The organism is Neisseria sp. P0014.S009 (assembly GCF_051958155.1).
Classification (GTDB): Bacteria; Pseudomonadota; Gammaproteobacteria; order Burkholderiales; family Neisseriaceae; genus Neisseria; species Neisseria flavescens_C.
The window spans coordinates 50,289-70,310 of record NZ_JBQCVS010000008.1; the positions used below are offsets into that span (position 1 = coordinate 50,289).

Here is a 20,022-nt window from a genome sequence, read left to right on the forward strand (position 1 = left end):
TGTATGAACAAGGGCAAGGCGTCCGTCAAGACTATGCACAGGCAGTGCAGTGGTATCGTAGGGCTGCAGAACAAGGGTATGCTGGTGCCCAAGTTAATTTGGGCCTGATGTATGAACAAGGGCAAGGCGTCCGTCAAGACTATGCACAGGCAGTGCAGTGGTATCGTAGGGCTGCAGAACAAGGGAATGCCGATGCCCAAGTTAATTTGGGTCTGATGTATGCCAACGGGCAAGGAGTCCGTCAAGACTATACACAGGCGGTGCAGTGGTGTCGTAGGGCTGCAGAACAAGGGCATGCTGGTGCCCAATTCAATTTGGGTGTGATGTATGCCGAAGGACGCGGTGTGCGCCAAGACCTTGCGCTCGCTCAAGAATGGTTTGGTAAGGCTTGTCAAAACGGAGACCAAGACGGCTGCGACATTTACCAACGCCTGAAGGCAGGTTATTGAACAGCCCGCGATGCCGTCTGAAAGCGGCTTGAGCAGGAGCGGACATCTTCCTGCTCAATATGATTTGTTTTAGGACAAAACCAAAATGACTTTTCAAAATAAAAAAATCCTCGTCGCCGGACTTGGCGGCACGGGTATTTCCATGATTGCCTATCTGCGCAAAAACGGTGCGGAGGTGGCTGCGTATGATGCGGATCTGAAAGCCGAGCGCGTGTCGCAAATTGGTAAGATGTTTGATGGGCTGGTGTTTTACACAGGCCGTCTGAAAGATGCGCTGGACAACGGTTTCGATATTCTGGCGCTCAGTCCCGGCATCAGCGAGCGGCAGCCGGATATCGAGGCGTTCAAACAAAACGGCGGGCGCGTGTTGGGTGATATCGAATTGCTGGCGGACATTGTGAACCGCCGCGGCGACAAGGTGATTGCGATTACGGGCAGCAACGGCAAAACCACGGTAACGAGCCTGGTCGGCTATCTCTGCATCAAGTGCGGGCTGGATACCGTTATCGCGGGCAATATCGGCACGCCGGTTTTGGAGGCGGAATTGCAGCGTGAAGGCAAAAAGGCGGACGTGTGGGTGTTGGAGCTTTCTAGCTTCCAACTGGAAAACACTGAAAGCCTGCGCCCGACTGCGGCGACAGTGCTGAACATTTCCGAAGACCATCTCGACCGCTACGACGACTTGCTTGACTATGCGCATACCAAGGATAAGATTTTCCGTGGCGATGGCGTGCAGGTTTTGAATTCAGACGACGTGTTCTGCCGCGCCATGAAGCGTGCCGGGCGCGAGGTGAAATGGTTTTCGTTGGAACACGAAGCCAATTTTTGGTTGGAACGCGAGACAGGCCATTTGAAACAAGGCAATGAAGATTTGATTGCCACGCAAGACATTCCGCTGCAAGGCTTGCATAACGCCGCCAACGTCATGGCTGCCGTGGCTTTGTGTGAGGCCATCGGTTTGCCGCGCGAAGCATTGCTCGAACACGTCAAAACCTTCCAAGGCCTGCCGCACCGCGTGGAAAAAATCGGCGAGAAAAACGGCGTGGTGTTTATCGACGACAGCAAAGGCACGAATGTCGGCGCAACTGCCGCCGCGATTGCTGGTTTGCAAAATCCGCTCTTCGTGATTTTGGGCGGCATGGGCAAAGGACAGAACTTCACGCCCCTGCGCGACGCACTTGTCGGCAAGGCAAAAGGTGTGTTCTTGATTGGTGTCGATGCGCCGCAAATCCGCCGCGATTTGGACGGCTGCGGTTTGAATATGACCGACTGCGCCACTTTGGAAGAAGCGGTTCAGACGGCATACGCCCAAGCCGGAGCGGGCGATATTGTGTTGCTCAGCCCTGCTTGTGCGAGCTTTGATATGTTCAAAGGCTATGCGCACCGTTCGGAAGTGTTTGTCGAGGCGTTCAAAGCTTTGTAAGGCCGTCTGAAAGATGAAAAGAGGGTTGAAAATCGGCTCGGCGGCAGTCTTGCTTCTGGCTGTCGCCGCTTCGGTGTTTTGGTTTGTCGCACCGATTCGTTCCACGACAACCGGTACTATGCCAAGCGAAGCGCCGTTGCCTGAAGATGCGGTTATCGACAGATTGGTAGTGCATAAAAGTAAGCGCACCATGTCGGCCTACTCGCAAGGCAGGCTGCTGAAAATCTATCCCATTTCGTTGGGCAAGCAACCGGTCGGGCATAAACAGTTTGAAGGCGACGGCAAAACGCCCGAAGGAAAATACCGCATCAATGAGCGCAATCCCAACAGCGGATACCACAAAAACCTCGGCGTTTCCTATCCCAACGAAGCCGATAAAACCTACGCAGCGGCACAAGGCAAAAGCCCGGGCGGGTTGATTAAAATCCACGGCATGAAAAACGGCTGGGGTTTTATCGGCAAAAAACACCTGCAAAAAGACTGGACCAACGGCTGCATTGCGGTAACGGACGAGGAAGTCGACGAACTCTACCGCAGTGTGAAACACAATGCGGAAATTGAGATTCTGCCGTAGGTTTTATGTCTGTTGAAGTGATGGGGCAGGTTGGAACGGGTAGTCGATTGCTTGTCAGGCCGTCTGAAAAGCTCGGTAGGGCAGGGGACTTGATACTGAGATTTTTATCTAAAATAAGCCGCCAATCCTTCCTAAGGATAGGTCAACACGTTTTCTCTTTTCTAACCGTAGATTCTGAATTGTTGGTTTGGAAATAAACCTTTAAAATAACGTTAATTCATTTTTTCAGACGGCCTCTTGCCCATTAGCAGGCCGTCTGAATATTTTATTCAAGCCGTTACGGATGTTTTCATGATTAGTCTTTCCAAAATGCTTGACCGGCCGATTGCGCGCGATGGTCGGAAGTTTGATGTTTCTCTCTTGTGGATGGTCGTCTTAATGACGGTCTTCAGCCTAGTAATGATTTATTCAGCTTCTATTGTGTATGCGGCATCGGAAGGGGACAGCCAGTTTTCTTTTGTGTCTAAGCAGGCAATGTTTATCCTGTTTACGGTGGCCATATGCTTGCCGCTTTTCCTGCTGAAGATGAGCTTCTGGCGGCGGATTGTTCCGTTTTATTTTGCTGTTTCGTGCTTGCTGTTGGCGGTGGTGCTGGTTGTCGGCCGTGAGATTAACGGCGCGACGCGCTGGATTCATATCGGACCGCTCAACCTGCAACCGACTGAATTTTTCAAATTGGCGACGGTCTTGTATTTGTCCAGCCTGTTTACGCGCCGTGAAGAAATGTTGCGTGGCTTGGATTCTTTAGGCTGGTCATCCCTATTTTCGGGTATCGGTGATTTGCTGTCCTGCCCGTTTAAGGCGGAGGCCAGGGTGCGGGTCAAGGAACGCGCCATCAAGTTCAAAACTCTGTTGTGGCCGATTGTGTCGATTGCCATCAGCTTGATTTTAATTATGTTGCAACCGGATTTTGGTTCGTTTGTCGTGATTGTCGTGATTACTATGGGCATGCTGTTTCTGGCAGGCTTCCCGTGGAAATATTTCGCCGTGCTGGTGTTGACGGTATTGAGCGGAATGGGGTTGCTGATTTGGGCTGCACCTTACCGTATGGCGCGTGTGGCGGCATTTTTGAACCCATGGAGCGATCCTTTGGGCAAGGGTTATCAGTTGACGCAGTCTTTGATGGCTATTGTGCGCGGCGGCTGGTTTGGCGAGGGTTTGGGTGCGAGCCTGGGTAAACGCTTTTACCTGCCCGAGCCGCATACGGACTTTATTTTTGCCGTTATCGGTGAAGAATTTGGCTTTTTAGGAATGCTGGTTTTGGTGTTCTGCTACGGCTGGCTGGTATGGCGCGCGTTTTCCATCGGCAAGCAGGCGCGTGATTCGGGCTTGATGTTCAGCGCGTACATCGCCAACGGCATCGGCATTTGGATTGGTATTCAAAGTTTCTTCAATATCGGTGTAAACATCGGTATCCTGCCCACTAAAGGCCTGACTTTGCCGTTTATGTCTTACGGCGGTTCGGCTGTCTTTATCATGCTGGTGTGCATTACTTTGTTATTGCGCATTGATTATGAAAACCGCCAAAAAATGCGCGGTTATTCGGTGGAGTAAAACCATGAGCGGTAAAACTTTTATGCTGATGGCCGGCGGTACGGGCGGTCATATTTTCCCTGCATTGGCGGTTGCCGAGTCGCTGCAAAAGCGCGGCCATCATGTGATTTGGCTGGGCAGTCAGGATTCGATGGAAGAGCGCATTGTGCCGCAATACGGCATACGCTTGGAAACGCTGGCGATTAAAGGCATCCGCGGCAACGGCATCAAGCGCAAGCTGATGTTGCCGTTTACACTGTATAAAACCGTCCGTGCGGCTCAGCAGATTATTAAGAAACACCGTGTCGAGTGTGTTATCGGTTTTGGCGGTTTCGTTACTTTCCCCGGCGGCTTAGCGGCAAAAATTTCCGGTGTGCCGATTGTGATTCACGAGCAAAACGCCGTAGCCGGTTTGTCCAACCGCCAATTGTCGCGTTGGGCAAAACGTGTCTTGTACGCTTTCCCCAAAGCCTTTCAACATGAAGGCGGCTTGGTGGGTAATCCTGTCCGTGCCGATATTGCGGCATTGCCTGTTCCCGAAGAACGCTTTGAAAACCGTCAAGGCCGTCTGAAAGTTTTGGTGGTGGGCGGCAGTTTGGGTGCGGATGTGTTGAACAAAACCGTTCCGCAAGCTTTGGCATTGTTGCCTGAAGCGGCTCGTCCGCAAATGTATCATCAATCCGGCCGCAATAAATTGGGCAACCTGCAGGCGGATTACGATGCGTTGGGTGTGCAAGCCGAGTGCGTCGAATTTATTACCGATATGGTATCCGCTTACCGTGATGCCGATTTGGTGATTTGCCGTGCCGGTGCGCTGACGATTGCCGAGCTGACGGCTGCCGGTTTGGGTGCATTGCTGGTGCCGTATCCGCACGCAGTGGACGACCATCAAACAGCCAATGCGCGCTTTATGGTGCAGGCTGAAGCTGGTTTGCTGCTGCCGCAAACTCAACTGACGGCAGAAAAACTGGCCGAAATCCTCGGCGGATTAAACCGTGAAAAATGCCTGAAATGGGCGAAAAATGCCCGTACCTTGGCGTTGCCGCACAGTGCGGACGATGTGGCGGAAATTGCCATCTCTTGTACCGAATAAGCAGGCAGACTTCGATTCAAGGCCGTCTGAAAAGTTGATTAACGGCGTTTCAGACGGCCTTTATTGCTTTTGTTAAAATTCCTTTACAATAAAAGCATAGCGCAGAAGCGGATAGCCCTTTAAAATAACGCCTTTACGCACTAAAAACCAACCGGAACGCAACGTTATGATGAAAAATCGAGTGACCAACATCCATTTTGTCGGAATCGGCGGCGTCGGCATGAGCGGTATTGCCGAAGTTTTACACAATTTGGGCTTTAAAGTTTCCGGTTCGGATCAGGCGCGTAATGCCGTTACTGAGCATTTGAGCGCTCTCGGCATCCAAGTTTACCCAGGTCATACTGCCGAACACGTCAATGGCGCCGACGTGGTTGTTACCTCTACTGCCGTTAAAAAAGACAATCCTGAAGTTGTTGCCGCGTTGGAACAGCAGATTCCCGTCATTCCGCGCGCGTTGATGTTGGCAGAATTGATGCGCTTCCGCGATGGTATCGCCATTGCCGGTACGCACGGCAAAACCACAACCACCAGCCTGACCGCTTCTATTCTCGGCGCGGCAGGTCTTGACCCGACTTTCGTTATCGGCGGCAAACTCAACGCCGCAGGGACCAACGCCCGTTTGGGTAAAGGCGAATACATCGTCGCAGAAGCCGACGAATCCGATGCTTCTTTTCTGTATCTGACGCCGATTATGTCCGTCGTGACCAATATCGATGAAGACCATATGGACACTTACGGCCACAGCGTTGAGAAGTTGCATCAGGCGTTTGTGGATTTCATCCACCGTATGCCGTTTTACGGCAAAGCCTTTTTGTGTATCGACAGCGAACACGTCCGCGCGATTTTGCCCAAAGTGAGCAAGCCTTACGCCACTTACGGCTTGGATGATACTGCCGATATCTACGCGACCGATATTGAAAACGTTGGCGCGCAAATGAAATTTACCGTTCATGTTCAAATGAAAGGACATGAGCAAGAACCGTTTGAAGTTGTTTTGAATATGCCCGGTCGCCACAACGTCCTCAATGCGTTGGCGGCTATCGGCGTTGCGCTGGAAGTTGGCGCATCGGTTGAAGCCATTCAAAAAGGTTTGCTCGGCTTTGAAGGTGTCGGCCGCCGTTTCCAAAAATATGGCGACATCAAATTGCCAAACGGCGGAACCGCGCTGCTGGTGGACGATTATGGCCACCATCCTGTCGAAATGGCGGCAACTCTGGCCGCCGCACGCGGCGCATATCCTGAAAAACGCTTGGTCTTGGCTTTCCAACCGCACCGCTATACCCGTACACGCGATTTGTTTGAAGACTTTACCAAAGTCCTCAATACCGTTGATGCTTTGGTGTTGACCGAAGTTTATGCAGCAGGCGAAGAGCCGATTGCCGCGGCCGACTCCCGCGCCTTAGCGCGCGCCATACGCGTATTGGGCAAACTTGAGCCGATTTACTGCGAAAACGTTGCCGACCTGCCGCAAATGCTGCTGAACGTTTTGCAAGACGGCGATGTTGTGTTGAATATGGGTGCCGGCAGCATCAACCGCGTTCCGTCTGCATTGGTGGAATTGTCGAAACAATCATAATAAACAGGCATATTTGCCTTTGAGGACACATAGGTCGTCTGAACAATATTTCAGACGGCCTGTATCAGTATTTAAGAAAGTAGAAATTATGCAGAATTTTGGCAAAGTGGCCGTGTTGATGGGTGGCTTCTCCAGCGAGCGTGAAGTTTCGCTGGACAGCGGTGCTGCTATTTTGGCTGCCTTGAAAAGCAAAGGTATCGATGCTCATGCGTTCGATCCCAAAGAAACCCCGTTGTCTGAATTGAAAACCCAAGGGTTCCAGACGGCCTTCAATATTTTGCACGGCACTTTCGGCGAAGACGGCGCGATTCAAGGCGCGTTGGAACTGATGGGTATTCCTTATACCGGCAGCGGGGTGGCAGCTTCAGCGCTGGGTATGGACAAATACCGCTGCAAACTGATTTGGCAGGCTGTGGGCTTGCCTGTTCCTGAGTTTGCCGTATTGCATGACGACAGCGACTTTGATGCCGTTGAAGAAAAATTGGGCCTGCCGATGTTTGTGAAACCCGCCGCGGAAGGCAGCAGCGTCGGTGTGGTAAAAGTCAAAGAAAAAGGCCGTCTGAAAAGCGTTTACGAAGAATTGAAACATTTGCAGGGCGAAATTATTGCCGAACGCTTTATCGGCGGCGGCGAGTATTCTTGCCCGGTATTGAACGGCAAAGGCCTGCCGAGCATTCATATTATTCCGGCTACCGAGTTTTACGATTACGAAGCCAAATACAACCGCGACGATACAGTTTATCAATGCCCGTCGGAAGATTTGAGCGAGGCGGAGGAAAACCTGATGCGCGAACTGGCCGTGCGTGGCGCTCAGGCGATTGGTGCGGACGGCTGTTCGCGCGTGGACTTCCTGAAAGATACGGACGGTAAGCTGTATCTTTTGGAAATCAATACCTTGCCCGGTATGACCAGCCACAGTTTGGTGCCAAAATCTGCAGCCCATACCGGCGTAGATTTTGCTGATTTATGTATTGAGATTTTGAAGACCGCTCATGTGGGATGATGCAGGCGCACTGGGTCGGCTGACCCGCCGGCTATTGTTGCTGATGGCCTTTCTGCTGATAGGTTCTGGCATAGCTTGGCTTTACAATTCCAAATATTTCCCTGTGAAACAGATTGCCATTCAGGGTAAGCTGAAATATGCTTCCGGCAAAGAATTGCAAACCGTTGCACGAGAGCATATCAGGGGTAATATGTTCCGCGCCGATATTGATTCGGCGCAGGCCGCTTTTCAGGAATTGCCTTGGATTGACTCGGCAATGGTACGCCGCCGTTTTCCGGAAACCGTGGAAATTATCCTGACCGAGCGTGTGCCGGTTGCACACTGGCGCGCTGGCGGCTTGGTGGACAGTAAGGGCAATGTGTTTGTCGCAAGCCTGAAACAGGACCTGCCTATATTTGAAGGGCAGCAGGGGACAGGCAAAGACATGGTCAAACATTATGCGGACTTTTCCGGTATTTTGAGTCCGTTGAAACTGACCATCAAAGAATTGATCTACACGCCGCGATCGGCATGGTTGCTTGTATTGAACAACGGCATTAGCGTGCGCTTGGGGCGTGAAAACGAAATCAAACGTTTGCAGCAGTTTGCCCAGATTTGGCCGTCGCTGCTGCGTAAAAAACAAAGTCGTATCGAGTATGTCGATATGCGTTATAAGGATGGTTTTTCAGTCCGTTACAGGCCGTCTGAAAACCCTTCCGACAGTGAATAGCCGATTAGACGTGAAGCAATCTTGTTTCAAAAATAATCAAACCGTCAGTCAGACAACATAGCGAACGAGCAATTATGGAACAACAACAAAATAAATATATCAGTGCCTTAGACATTGGTACGTCCAAGGTCATCGCCTTAATCGGCGAGATTCGGGAAGATAATGAAATCCACATTGTCGGCTTGGGCCAAAGCCCTTCACGCGGCCTGCGTGCAGGTATGGTGACCAATATCGACGCTACCGCGCAAGCCATTCGTCAGGCGGTAGAAGATGCCGAGTTGATGGCAGATACCAAAATTTCCCACGTTGTTACCGGTATTGCCGGTAACCATATCCGCAGCCTGAATTCACAAGGCGTGGTCAAAATTAAAGATGGTGAAGTATCGCAAGCCGATATCGATCGTGCCATCGAAACTGCCAAAGCCATCAATATTCCGCCTGATCACAACATCTTGCATACTGTGGTTCAAGAGTACATCATCGACAACCAACCCGGTGTGAAAGAGCCTATCGGCATGAGCGGCGTGCGTTTGGATACACGTGTACACATCATCACCGGTGCGAACACTGCTTTGCAAAATATCCAAAAATGTATCCAACGTTGCGGTCTGCAAATGGATCAAATCATGCTTCAGCCTTTGGCAAGCGGTCACGCCGTTTTGACTGAAGACGAAAAAGATTTGGGCGTGTGCGTCATCGATATCGGTGGCGGTACAACCGACATCGCGGTTTATACTAATGGTGCAATCCGCCATACTGCGGTTATTCCCGTTGCCGGCGATTTGATTACCAAAGACTTGGCACAAGCTTTGCGTACGCCGCACAGTGCAGCCGAGTACATCAAAATCCATTACGGCGCTGCGATTCCGACTATGGACGGCTTGGATGAAATGATTGAAGTTCCTAGCGTAGGCGACCGTCAATCACGTCAAATTTCGCGCCGTGTATTGGCTGAAATCATCGGCCCGCGTGTAGAAGAAATTTTGGAATTGACGCTGAACGAATTGCGCCGCTCTGGTTTCCCTGAAGAAGTGCTGACTTCAGGTATCGTTTTGACCGGTGGTGCTTCTATGTTGACCGGTATTGTTGAGTTGGCGGAAGAAGTCTTCAACCTGCCGGCGCGTATCGGTGTTCCACAAGAAATGGGCGGCGTATCCGAGCGTATCCGCAATCCACGCTATTCAACAGCGATTGGCCTGCTTCAGACGGCCTATGCTGCCGAAGAGGGTGAGCAAACCAGCCGAACCGGTGCGATTGCCCTGAATGATTCAGGCAAAAAAATGGGTCTGTGGGAAAAAATCCAAAGATTCTTCAGAGATAATTTCTGATAAAAGCGTTCAGGACAGGCGGTGTAAAATCTGTTTGTCCTGAATATTTAAGTGGGATTAAACGGTTTTAAATAATTGCCAAGTGGATAATTTAAAACTTGTATATTTTCTGTTAAAAAATGTAGTAAAAATATAACGCCGACAGCCGAATGGTAAGAAGATTTTTGCCAGTATCTGGATACTTCTTATATAATACGGATAATGAGTTATTTTTGAACCGTCCTTATAAAGCGGGGCGCGGAGGATTATTGAATGGAATTTGTTTACGACGTAGCAGAATCAGCAACGAGCCCTGCTGTTATTAAAGTTATCGGTTTGGGTGGCGGCGGCTGTAATGCCATCAACAACATGGTTGCCAACACTATTCATGGTGTTGAGTTCATCAGTGCCAATACCGATGCGCAATCATTGGCTAAAAACAATGCGGCTAAACGCATTCAATTGGGTACAAACCTGACTCGCGGTTTAGGTGCCGGTGCAAATCCTGAAATTGGCCGCGCCGCCGCTCAGGAAGATCGCGAAGCCATCGAAGATGCCATCCGTGGTGCAAACATGCTGTTCATCACTACCGGCATGGGTGGCGGTACAGGTACCGGCTCTGCTCCTGTTGTGGCTGAAATCGCTAAAGAAATGGGTATCCTGACCGTTGCGGTTGTAACCCGTCCGTTTGCTTACGAAGGCAAACGCGTACACATCGCTCAAGCAGGTTTGGATCAACTCAAAGAGCGCGTCGATTCCCTGATTATTATCCCGAACGACAAATTGATGACTGCCTTGGGCGAAGACGTGACCATGCGTGAAGCCTTCCGCGCGGCCGACAATGTGCTGCGTGATGCGGTTGCCGGTATTTCCGAAGTGGTGACTTGCCCTAGCGACATGATCAACTTGGACTTCGCCGACGTGAAAACCGTGATGAGCAATCGTGGTATCGCCATGATGGGTTCAGGTTTCGCACAAGGTATCGACCGTGCCCGTTTGGCTACCGATCAAGCTATCTCCAGCCCGCTCTTGGATAACGTTACTTTGGATGGCGCACGCGGTGTATTGGTAAACATTACAACTGCTCCTGGTTGCCTGAAAATGTCTGAGTTCAACGAGATTATGCGTATCGTCAACCAAAATGCACACCCTGAAGTGGAATGCAAATTTGGTGCTGCCGAAGATGAGAGCATGAGCGAAGATGCTATCCGTATTACCATCATTGCTACCGGCTTGAAAGAAAACGGTACTGACAACCAACTGCGTGCTGCTGCCCGTACCCAACAATTGGTACGCGGTGCGGAAGAAGCGCCTCAAGCTCAAAGCCAAAGCAGTGCTGAAAGCTTGGTTCGTACCAACCGCAATATCCGTTCTATGAATCTGACTGCGGCTGATTTCAGCAACCAGTCTGTACTGGATGACTTTGAAATTCCTGCTATCTTGCGCCGTCAGCAACATACTTCTGAGAAATAATCAGGATCATGTATGAAAAGACCTGCCTTAAAGGTGGGTCTTTTTTATTAGCAGAATAAACTTAAGGCCGTCTGAAAGTTTTCAGACGGCCTTAAGTTTTCAAATAAAGCAAATAACAAACTTACCCTTTATTTAGGATTTGCTTGTTTTCGCCCTCGCGACGTAACTCTTTGGGCAAGACAAATACAATGCTTTCTTCTGCGCCTTCTCCTTCGCGTATGGTCTCATGTCCCCAATCTTGAATGGTTTGTAAGACTTCTCGAACTAAGACTTCGGGCGCAGATGCACCGGCAGTTACACCGACCTTGGTTTTGTTTTCAAACCATTCTTTTTTCAGATAGGAAGCATTATCGACCATATAAGCATCAACTCCGCGCAATGCGGCTACTTCACGCAAGCGGTTGCTGTTGGAAGAGTTGGGCGAGCCGACAACAATTACGAGATCGCATTCTTCGGCCAATTCTTTAACAGCGGTTTGGCGGTTGGTTGTGGCGTAGCAAATGTCTTCTTTATGCGGATTGCGGATATTGGGGAAGCGTTGATTCAAAGCCGCAATAATGTCTTTGGTTTCGTCTACCGATAAAGTGGTTTGGCTGACGTAGGCAAGTTTGTCAGGATTTTTGACGTTCAGTCTGGCTACATCTTCCACTGTCTCAACCAGAAACATTTTACCTGGAGGCAATTGTCCCATTGTACCTTCTACTTCGACGTGGCCTTTGTGGCCGATCATGACGATTTCGTAATCTTGCTCATCAAGGCGGGCTACTTCTTTATGGACTTTGGTTACCAAAGGGCAGGTGGCATCAAAAACGCGGAAACCACGTTGCACCGCTTCTTCCTGTACGGCTTTGGATACGCCGTGAGCAGAGTAAATCAGTGTGGCACCCTTTGGGACATCCGCCAAGTCATCGACAAAGACGGCACCTTTTGCCCGCAGATTGTCCACGACGAATTTGTTGTGAACGACTTCATGGCGGACGTAAATGGGCGCGCCGAATTCTTCGAGTGCACGTTCAACAATGCTGATGGCGCGGTCAACACCGGCACAGAAGCCGCGGGGATTGGCAAGGATAATGGTTTTTTGAGTCATGTGTGTTCCGTTTTCAGACGGCCTTTGTGTCGTTTGAAGGTGTTTTTTTGTGCAGCAAACCATCTAATACCAAGCAAACTGCGCCAACGCAGATAAAGCTGTCGGCAATGTTAAATGCGGGGTAGAACCAGTTTTGCCAATAGAAAAGCAGAAAATCGACAACATGGCCGTGAATCAGACGGTCAACCACATTGCCAATCGCGCCACCGATAATCATGGCCGCTCCTAATTTGCCCCAGCGGCCAAACTCATCGCGCCAGATGGCACGGGCCAAATACAGGCTGATGACGACGGCCAGACCTAAAAAGAAGAATTTTTGCCAGCCGCCTTGGTCGGCCAAAAAGCTGAATGCCGCGCCTGGATTATAGGCAAGCGTCAGGTCAAAAAAGTCTGGAATGATATTGAGGCGTTCGCCTTCGGTAAAGTGTTTCAAGATTTCCCATTTGCTCAGTTGGTCAAGAATGATGGCAACGAGGGAAAGTAAGAAAAAGGGAATTTTTGCAGTAGAGGATGAACTCATGTTTTCAGACGGGTTATGTAATAAAGGGCTTATTTTACCTGAAAGCAGGCAGGAAGTGTTTGCGATGGCATCGACGTTAGGCCGTCTGAAAATAGAAACGCCGCCACTTGAATGTATCAAAGGGCGGCGTGGTAAGCATGTGCGGGCTTATTGGTTTTTAAGTAACGGGAAGCCCAGTTTCTCGCGGCTTTCAACGAATTTTTGAGCAACGATACGGCTCAGTGCGCGAATACGGCCGATGTAGGTTGCGCGTTCGGTAACAGAAATGGCACCGCGTGCATCCAAGAGGTTGAACGTATGACCGGCTTTGAGTACAAGCTCGTAAGCAGGCAGGGCAAGACTGGTGTCTTCAACTGCAAGCAGGCGTTTGGCTTGTTCTTCATAGTCGTTGAATTGGCGCAAGAGCCAATCGGCATCGCTGTATTCGAAGTTGTAGGTGGATTGTTCGACTTCGTTTTGATGATAAACGTCGCCGTAAGTGACGATGTTGCCATCAAGGGTTTTTGCCCAAACGAGGTCGTACACGTTTTCCACGCCTTGCAGATACATGGCGAGACGCTCGATACCGTAGGTAATTTCACCAAGTACAGGGGAGCAGTCGATACCGCCGACTTGTTGGAAATAGGTGAATTGGGTTACTTCCATGCCGTTGAGCCAAACTTCCCAACCCAAGCCCCAAGCTCCGAGAGTAGGGTTTTCCCAGTCATCTTCGACAAAACGGATGTCGTGTACTTTAGGGTCGATACCCAATTCGCGCAGGGAGTCGAGGTAGAGGTCTTGAATATTGGCCGGTGCAGGTTTGAGCGCAACTTGGAATTGATAGTAGTGTTGCAGGCGGTTAGGGTTGTCGCCATAGCGGCCGTCTTTAGGGCGGCGGCTGGGTTGAACGTAAGCGGCAAACCAAGGCTCCGGGCCTAATGCACGCAGGCAGGTGGCTGGATGCGAAGTACCGGCACCGACTTCCATATCGAAAGGTTGGATCACGGTGCAGCCTTTGTCTGCCCAGTAGTTTTGTAATTTGAAAATAATTTGTTGGAAGGTGAGCATGGTGGATGGAATAGGTTGGAATAAAGAGGGTATTTTACTGTTTTGAGCCTGTTTTGGATAGGCTGAAGAAGGCTGCGCAGTTTATTTGCCGTCCAACAGGTCTGAAAAGGGGTCGTCTTCCGAAGAAACGGTGTATTTTTCTTGTGCCCATTCGCCTAAATCAATGAGTTTGCACCGTTTGCTGCAGAAAGGGCGGTAGGGGCTGTCGGTGTTCCAAACGACTTCTTTGTGGCAGGTTGGGCATTTTACAACAGGAGCGGTCATGCAGTTTCTTTCAGAGTTTGTGCAATGGATTGATAGTATTGATGCAAGTGGACAACCTTGATTTTTGCTTCTTCCATGCTATGGGTATTGTCCAATACATCGTCGGCATGCAGCAGTCTGTCAGATCGGGAAGCTTGGGTGGCCATGATTTGTCGCGTTTGTTCGTCTGAAAAACCATTGCGTTGGTGTACGCGTTCGATTTGGACGGACTCTGGAACATCTACAACCAAAATGTGGTCGGTCTCCGCTTTAAATGCCAGATTCTCAACTAAAAGCGGGACATCGATAATGCCGTAAGTAGAGGAAGCAAGTTGTTGTTTCTGCTGTTGGATTTTGTTTAAGATTAACGGTAGAAGCAGGTTTTCCAGTTGTTTTTTGGATTGAGGCCGTCTGAAAACTTTTTCCCGTAAAGTCATACGATTCAGACGGCCTTCGCTGTCAAAAACCTCATCGCCGAAAAGTTGGTGGATGGCAGGAAGGGCTTCGCCGTTTTCAGCGGTCAGTGAGCGGCTGATGGCATCGGCATCGATAATGGGTACGCCAAGTTCGGCAAACATTTGGGCAATAGATGATTTGCCGCTGCCGATACCGCCGGTCAAGCCTATCCATAATGTCATTATCGGAATCCTGATTGTACGAGCCACCATTGTACCAGTTGGGTAATAGGTGCATTGGCAACTAAAATAATCCATCCTGCCACAGCAAGGCTGGGACCAAAAGCAAAATATTGGCCTTTGCCGACGCGGGCAATGAGTGCGCCCACCAGTCCGACCAAGGCAGCCATGAAGATCAGAACAGGCAAGATACCTACGCCCAGCCATGCACCGAGCGCGGCCAAAAGTTTGAAGTCGCCATTGCCCATGCCGATTTTACCGGTCAGAAGTTTATAGACGGCGCATAAAGTATAAAGGCTCATATAGCCTGCGATTGCGCCTAAAACGGCTGGATGCAGGGGCACGAATGTGTCATTCAGATTAAACAGCAGGCCGATCCAAATTAGGGGCTGAGTCAGGCTGTCGGGCAAATATTGCGTATCGGCATCGATAAAGGTCAGTGCAATCAGTATGGCAGTTAGAATTAATCCGCCAATAGTTGCCCATGACCAGCCGTATTGCCACGCGACAATACCGAATAAGACGCCTGTCAGCAGCTCAATCAGTGGATAGCGTATGCCGATAGCGGTTTTGCAGGAGTGGCATTTCCCACCCAGTAAAACATAGCTGAGGATGGGGATGTTTTGCCAAAGTTTGACTGGGCTTTTACATTTTGGGCAGCGTGAATCTGGTTTGTGCAGATTAAATGGCTGTTTTTCTTCGTCTGTCAGTTCGATACCCAAATGCTCTTTAGAAAATTGTGTCCATTCGCGTTCCATCATTATCGGCGTGCGATAAATGACAACGTTCAGAAAGCTGCCAATCAGCAATCCTAAAATAACGGCTAAAGGAATAGCGAATGGTGCAAGAACGGAGAGGGTGTCAATGGCAGAGTAAATACTATTAAGCATATCAACCTACGACATTACCCAAGTTAAACAACGGCAGATACATGGCAATCAGCAAGATACCGATGAGCGAACCCAATACCACCATGATGATAGGTTCCATCAAGTGAGACAATCGGGAGACGGAGTTGTCTACTTCATCTTCGTAGAATTCGGCTGTTTTGTTCAGCATATCGTCCAAAGAGCCTGACTCTTCGCCGATGGCCACCATTTGGATCACCATATTGGGGAACATATCAGTACTTTGCATACTGGATGTCAGTGACAGACCTTGGGTTACCTTGGCTCGAATGTCTTGAGTGGCTTCTTCATAGAGAATATTGCCAGATGCGCCTGCAACTGAATCTAATACTTCCACTAAAGGAACACCGGCTGCGAAGAGGGTGGAGGTCGTACGCGCCCAACGGGCGATGGTTGCTTTTCGGACGATGGTGCCAAAAACAGGCAGTCTCAAAATCAAAGCATCGATTCGTTTTTGGAAAGTAGGCGATTTTTCATGGAGTTTGTACAGACCGAAGGCGGAAACAATCAAAAGGATGATCATAATCCAGCCATAGTCGACGAATAAATCGGATAAGCTCATGACGAGTTGGGTAAGGCTTGGCAGCTCTGCACCCATATTGGCATAAACTTCTTTAAAGGCAGGCAGTACAAACATCATCATGATGAAGATAAGCGCAATCGCCACCACGATAATGGCAATTGGGTAGGTCAGTGCGGTTTTAACCTTTTTCTTAATGGCCTGGGTTTTTTCTTTATAGACAGCCAGTTTGTCCAATAGGCTTTCCAGTACGCCGCCGGATTCGCCTGCGCTGACCAGATTGCAATAGAAACGGTCGAAATATTTTGGATATTTGGAGAACGATTTGCCTAATGCGCTACCTTGTTCGACATCGGAGCGAACCTGCATCAGCATTTCGGTCATGCTCGGATTGGAGTGGCCACGCGCAACGATTTCAAAAGCCTGCATCAGCGGCAAGCCTGCCTTCATCATCGTTGCCAGTTGGCGGGTGAACACTGTAATGTCTTCTTGGGTAATACGGCGTTTGCGTGCGGTTTTGACCTTACTGATACGCAAAGGACGAATGCCTCTGCGTTGGAGTTTTTTGCGTGCTTCTTCTTCGTCTTTGGCAACTACTTCACCACGGACAAGACGTTCGGTCTCGGTATTTTTTCCTTCAAATGTAAAACGCTTGCCTTTGCTTCTTGAGCCGAACAGACTTCTTTTTTGCTCTGCTTGAGCCATGAGTTATCCCTTGTTAGTAAGAAATAAAGCGGACTGTTTCCCCGTGCCGCTTTATTTTAATTTTGAAAATATGGCAGTTTAGTCATTGGTATGAGCAGTCACTTCTTCCAACGAGGTCAGGCCTTGCATGACTTTCATGAGGCCGGCACGACGCAAGTCTACCATGCCTTCCTGGTAGGCCATGTTCATGATATCAACTTCCGTACCGTTGTTCATAATGACTTTTTGCATTTCGTCGCTGACCGGCATGACTTCATAAATACCGACGCGGCCTTTAAAGCCTTTGCCGCGGCAGCTGTCGCAACCAACCGGGCGGTAGAGTTTCCAATCTTGAGCCAAGTCCGCATCGGTAAAGCCGGCTTTTTTCAATGCCGGAACCGGCGGGCGCTCAACTTCGCGTTTGCAGTTTGGACACAGTCTGCGCAACAGCCTTTGCGCCATAATCAGGCTGACCGAGCTGGCGATATTGAAAGGCGCTACGCCCATATTCAAAAGGCGGGACAGAGTGGCCGGTGCGTTATTGGTATGCAGGGTAGAGAAAACCATGTGGCCGGTTTGGGCGGCTTTAATGGCGATGTCGGCGGTTTCCAAGTCACGAATCTCACCGACCATAATAATATCAGGATCTTGACGCAAGAAGGATCGGAGTGCGGCGGCAAACGTCAGACCTTGTTTTTCATTGACGTTGACTTGGTTGACGCCCGGCAGGTTAATCTCGGCCGGATCTTCTGCCGTCGAAATGTTTACATCTTCCGTATTTAAAATACTCAGACAGGTGTAGAGAGAAACGGTTTTGCCCGAACCTGTCGGGCCGGTAACCAATACCATGCCGTAAGGGCGGTTGATGGACTCAAGCAGCATTTCTTTTTGGAAAGGCTCTAAACCGAGCTGGTCGATATTGAGCGATGTACCATCGGAATTTAGGATACGCATTACCACTTTTTCGCCAAACAATGTCGGCAACGTGCTGACACGGAAGTCAATCGGACGGCCGTGTTTATGGAAGGCAATTTGAATTCTACCGTCTTGCGGAATACGTTTTTCGGAAATATCCAAACGCGCCATCACTTTGATACGCGATGCCAACTGGCCGCGTACGGCAACAGGCGGCTGTACGACTTCACGCAATTGTCCGTCCACACGGAAACGGACGCGCGCCATTTGTTCGTAGAATTCAAAGTGGATGTCCGATGCGCCTGCGTTCAGGGCATCGGATAAGGTTTTGTGGATGAAACGGGGGATGGGGCCGTCTTCAGCCTCTTCGTTATCGATATAAAGCGACTGAGATTGCTGCGTTGCTTCATGTTCGTCGTTGATTTCTTTCAGAATGGTGGTCGAACGTTGGCCCAACCATTCCAGTAATGAGCTGAGCTGGTCGTCTGGAACCACTACCAAGTCGACACTTAAACCTGAAGCAAAAGCGATTTTTTGAAAGTTTTGGATTTGGGTTGGATCGGATACGGCGAAATAAACCTTGCGTCCACGTTTGAAAATTGGAATGCAACGGTTTTGCACCATTTGCTCTTCCGTCAGAATGTCGCTGACTACATTATTGCGCGGGTAGTAGTGCAAATCCAAAAGAGGATAGCTGAATACACGCGCGACTAACTCTCCCAAAGCTTTAGGGGAGATGATGCCGTCTGAAAACAGGTTGGGTAGGATTTCTTTGCCTGATTGTAAAAGGCTGTTGTAATGTTCCGCTTGTTGATTTGAGATGGTCTGGCTTTGAACCAAAACACGCAATAATCCGACACTCATTTTATTTTCCGTTTCTTGTGCAGTTTTCCCTTTAATTTAGAGGAAAGCCGTATTATTTTATCATTATTATGATTAAAGCATATATTCAATTATGCAAATCTGCTTAAGTTGCAAAGACATGCTTCTGCTTTAATTGTATTTTTATTTCAGACGGCCATTATAAAGCAAGGAGAATAGGCGTTAAACTCGATATTTTTGGATTATGATGAAAAAACAACAATTTTGTCGTATGAATCCAATCAATAACGAAATTATATTTCATGTTGCTATTGCTTGTTTGGAGATGGCAGAAAAGGTTGTTTTGATGGATAGACGGTTGGAATTTGAAATATGAAAAGGCCGTCTGAAAAGCGGAAACACATAATTTCAGACGGCCTCTGTTTTTGATTCTCTTATCCGTAAATCTTGGTTCGGATTTCGACAAGGGCATTGATTGCCAAAGTGCTGTTTACAGCTTCCGGCAGATCGGACTGGGCGAACAAATTTTCTACTTCGTTAATCAATGTTTCTGCACGCACCAACAGTTCATCGTAAGGAAAAGAGCCGCGCTTGATGGCCAGCAATTCGTCACGATTGGGACGGCGTGGACGGATTTCGCCATGAAGGGCAATATCGTGTGCGGTCTCAAGCAGGCGGAAGGTGTGCATCATATTTTTTGCATCGTAACCTTGGCCGTGCGCCTGCGTGCCTTGATAGCGTGTTTCGTTGCGTTCTGTCAGCCATTGTTGATAAGAGGCATATTCGTGGCAGTAGCTGCTGTATCCGTCTTGGTTGAAGGATAGATGGGCAAGCGGTGTTTCGCCTTCTGGAATAGTGCTGAGTGACAGCGTTGTGGCTTCGGGTTTGGGTGCAATACCGTGGTAGCCAAGTGTGCCGTCGGCATCGTAAAACAGGGCATAAAGTTCTCGGGCGTGGGCTATTTTGATTAAGCCTACACGCCTTTGTTCCATTCCGCGTTGTGTAAGCCAGTACGGTAACGGTACAGTTTGCCTGCCTTCTATGATGTGGCAGAAATCAAGGATGCTTTTCTTTTCAGACGGCATCGGATTGCTGATTTTTTTATTCAATCCCCGTGCTTTTTTGATTTGTCCGTAGGCATAGCCTGCAAAACTTTGCTGGCAGGTTTTGGAGATAAACCATTCGGTTTTGAACGCATCCATCAATGGTGAACGGTATCGCACGCAGTCGGAAGGGGAAGCCAGCAGCTCCAGCGTGTTTGGATTACTTTGCAACAGCAATTCGATAAACCGTCCCAGTTCGTAATATACAATATCGTTAGTTTCATTGCTGATTTGTGGGATGTATTCCATGCCGTAAAACATGGATTTGGGCAGGTAAAACACGCCTTTGATGTCGGTATCGGACTCGGGCGTTGCCAAACCGTAGGCGCGGCTGCCGGACACGGCTTCAAGCAGAATCAGGTTTTGCGTGTGCAAGTCTTCGAGGGTCAGCATAT

At 49.4% G+C, this 20,022-nt stretch carries 19 protein-coding genes; 10 read left to right on the forward strand and 9 right to left on the reverse strand.

The features are described 5' to 3' along the window. From ACTHS4_RS07495 to ftsZ, 10 genes are all read left to right on the forward strand, one after another. Positions 1 to 449: tetratricopeptide repeat protein (locus tag ACTHS4_RS07495; RefSeq protein WP_440365663.1), on the forward strand; the 449-nt coding region annotated here is incomplete at its 5' end. An 85-nt stretch (positions 450 to 534) separates the two neighbouring features. Beyond that, positions 535 to 1,872: a UDP-N-acetylmuramoyl-L-alanine--D-glutamate ligase gene (gene murD / locus ACTHS4_RS07500; RefSeq protein WP_440365664.1), complete on the forward strand. Its 1,338-nt coding sequence runs from the start codon at positions 535 to 537 to the stop codon at positions 1,870 to 1,872. A 13-nt stretch (positions 1,873 to 1,885) separates the two neighbouring features. Continuing rightward, the gene (locus tag ACTHS4_RS07505) at positions 1,886 to 2,446 is read left to right on the forward strand and encodes a L,D-transpeptidase family protein (protein WP_440365665.1); all 561 of its coding nucleotides are present in this window, start codon (positions 1,886 to 1,888) and stop codon (positions 2,444 to 2,446) included. 291 nt (positions 2,447 to 2,737) lie between these two features. Beyond that, positions 2,738 to 4,000 carry an FtsW/RodA/SpoVE family cell cycle protein gene (locus tag ACTHS4_RS07510; RefSeq protein ID WP_440365666.1) on the forward strand — a complete coding sequence of 421 codons (1,263 nt, stop codon included), beginning with the start codon at positions 2,738 to 2,740 and terminating at the stop codon, positions 3,998 to 4,000. A gap of 4 nt (positions 4,001 to 4,004) precedes the next feature. Next, entirely contained in the window at positions 4,005 to 5,072 is a 1,068-nt protein-coding gene (murG, locus tag ACTHS4_RS07515) for an undecaprenyldiphospho-muramoylpentapeptide beta-N-acetylglucosaminyltransferase (RefSeq protein WP_063076124.1), read from the forward strand. 166 nt (positions 5,073 to 5,238) lie between these two features. Then, positions 5,239 to 6,648 carry a UDP-N-acetylmuramate--L-alanine ligase gene (gene murC / locus ACTHS4_RS07520; protein WP_070826291.1) on the forward strand — a complete coding sequence of 470 codons (1,410 nt, stop codon included), beginning with the start codon at positions 5,239 to 5,241 and terminating at the stop codon, positions 6,646 to 6,648. An 88-nt stretch (positions 6,649 to 6,736) separates the two neighbouring features. Beyond that, complete coding sequence (locus ACTHS4_RS07525) at positions 6,737 to 7,651, forward strand: D-alanine--D-alanine ligase (RefSeq protein WP_314574385.1); 915 nt, start codon at positions 6,737 to 6,739, stop codon at positions 7,649 to 7,651. Next, positions 7,641 to 8,360 carry a cell division protein FtsQ/DivIB gene (locus ACTHS4_RS07530; RefSeq protein WP_070826290.1) on the forward strand — a complete coding sequence of 240 codons (720 nt, stop codon included), beginning with the start codon at positions 7,641 to 7,643 and terminating at the stop codon, positions 8,358 to 8,360. Before ACTHS4_RS07525 ends, ACTHS4_RS07530 begins: the two co-directional genes overlap by 11 nt. Positions 8,361 to 8,434: 74 nt before the next feature. Further along, the gene (ftsA, locus tag ACTHS4_RS07535; RefSeq protein WP_003682483.1) at positions 8,435 to 9,688 is read left to right on the forward strand and encodes a cell division protein FtsA; all 1,254 of its coding nucleotides are present in this window, start codon (positions 8,435 to 8,437) and stop codon (positions 9,686 to 9,688) included. A gap of 252 nt (positions 9,689 to 9,940) precedes the next feature. Continuing rightward, positions 9,941 to 11,140 carry a cell division protein FtsZ gene (gene ftsZ / locus ACTHS4_RS07540; protein ID WP_003682480.1) on the forward strand — a complete coding sequence of 400 codons (1,200 nt, stop codon included), beginning with the start codon at positions 9,941 to 9,943 and terminating at the stop codon, positions 11,138 to 11,140. A gap of 121 nt (positions 11,141 to 11,261) precedes the next feature. Here ftsZ and ispH read toward each other — a convergent pair whose 3' ends face one another. From ispH to ACTHS4_RS07585, 9 genes are all read right to left on the reverse strand, one after another. Next, a complete protein-coding gene (gene ispH, locus ACTHS4_RS07545) occupies positions 11,262 to 12,230 on the reverse strand; it encodes a 4-hydroxy-3-methylbut-2-enyl diphosphate reductase (RefSeq protein WP_070825614.1) in 969 nt (322 codons plus the stop codon). Positions 12,231 to 12,243: 13 nt separating this feature from the next. Continuing rightward, positions 12,244 to 12,750 (reverse strand): signal peptidase II, encoded by a 507-nt coding sequence (gene lspA, locus ACTHS4_RS07550; protein ID WP_063069310.1) that lies wholly within the window; start codon positions 12,748 to 12,750, stop codon positions 12,244 to 12,246. Between the two features lie 147 nt (positions 12,751 to 12,897). Then, positions 12,898 to 13,797: a glycine--tRNA ligase subunit alpha gene (gene glyQ, locus ACTHS4_RS07555; protein ID WP_003685919.1), complete on the reverse strand. Its 900-nt coding sequence runs from the start codon at positions 13,795 to 13,797 to the stop codon at positions 12,898 to 12,900. A gap of 81 nt (positions 13,798 to 13,878) precedes the next feature. Beyond that, on the reverse strand, positions 13,879 to 14,061 hold the full coding sequence (yacG, locus tag ACTHS4_RS07560) for a DNA gyrase inhibitor YacG (RefSeq protein ID WP_003682475.1): 183 nt from the start codon (positions 14,059 to 14,061) through the stop codon (positions 13,879 to 13,881). Then, entirely contained in the window at positions 14,058 to 14,678 is a 621-nt protein-coding gene (gene coaE, locus ACTHS4_RS07565) for a dephospho-CoA kinase (RefSeq protein ID WP_440365667.1), read from the reverse strand. The genes yacG and coaE overlap by 4 nt, the downstream gene beginning before the upstream one ends. Continuing rightward, positions 14,678 to 15,565, reverse strand: a complete 888-nt coding sequence (locus ACTHS4_RS07570; protein ID WP_070825612.1) for a prepilin peptidase — start codon at positions 15,563 to 15,565, stop codon at positions 14,678 to 14,680. The genes coaE and ACTHS4_RS07570 overlap by 1 nt, the downstream gene beginning before the upstream one ends. Before the next feature lies 1 nt (position 15,566). Next, complete coding sequence (locus ACTHS4_RS07575; RefSeq protein ID WP_070825611.1) at positions 15,567 to 16,808, reverse strand: type II secretion system F family protein; 1,242 nt, start codon at positions 16,806 to 16,808, stop codon at positions 15,567 to 15,569. A 78-nt stretch (positions 16,809 to 16,886) separates the two neighbouring features. Further along, positions 16,887 to 18,566 (reverse strand): type IV-A pilus assembly ATPase PilB, encoded by a 1,680-nt coding sequence (gene pilB / locus ACTHS4_RS07580; protein ID WP_440365668.1) that lies wholly within the window; start codon positions 18,564 to 18,566, stop codon positions 16,887 to 16,889. 392 nt (positions 18,567 to 18,958) lie between these two features. After that, positions 18,959 to 20,020 (reverse strand): DNA polymerase beta superfamily protein, encoded by a 1,062-nt coding sequence (locus tag ACTHS4_RS07585; protein WP_070825609.1) that lies wholly within the window; start codon positions 20,018 to 20,020, stop codon positions 18,959 to 18,961. Positions 20,021 to 20,022 lie beyond the last annotated feature (2 nt).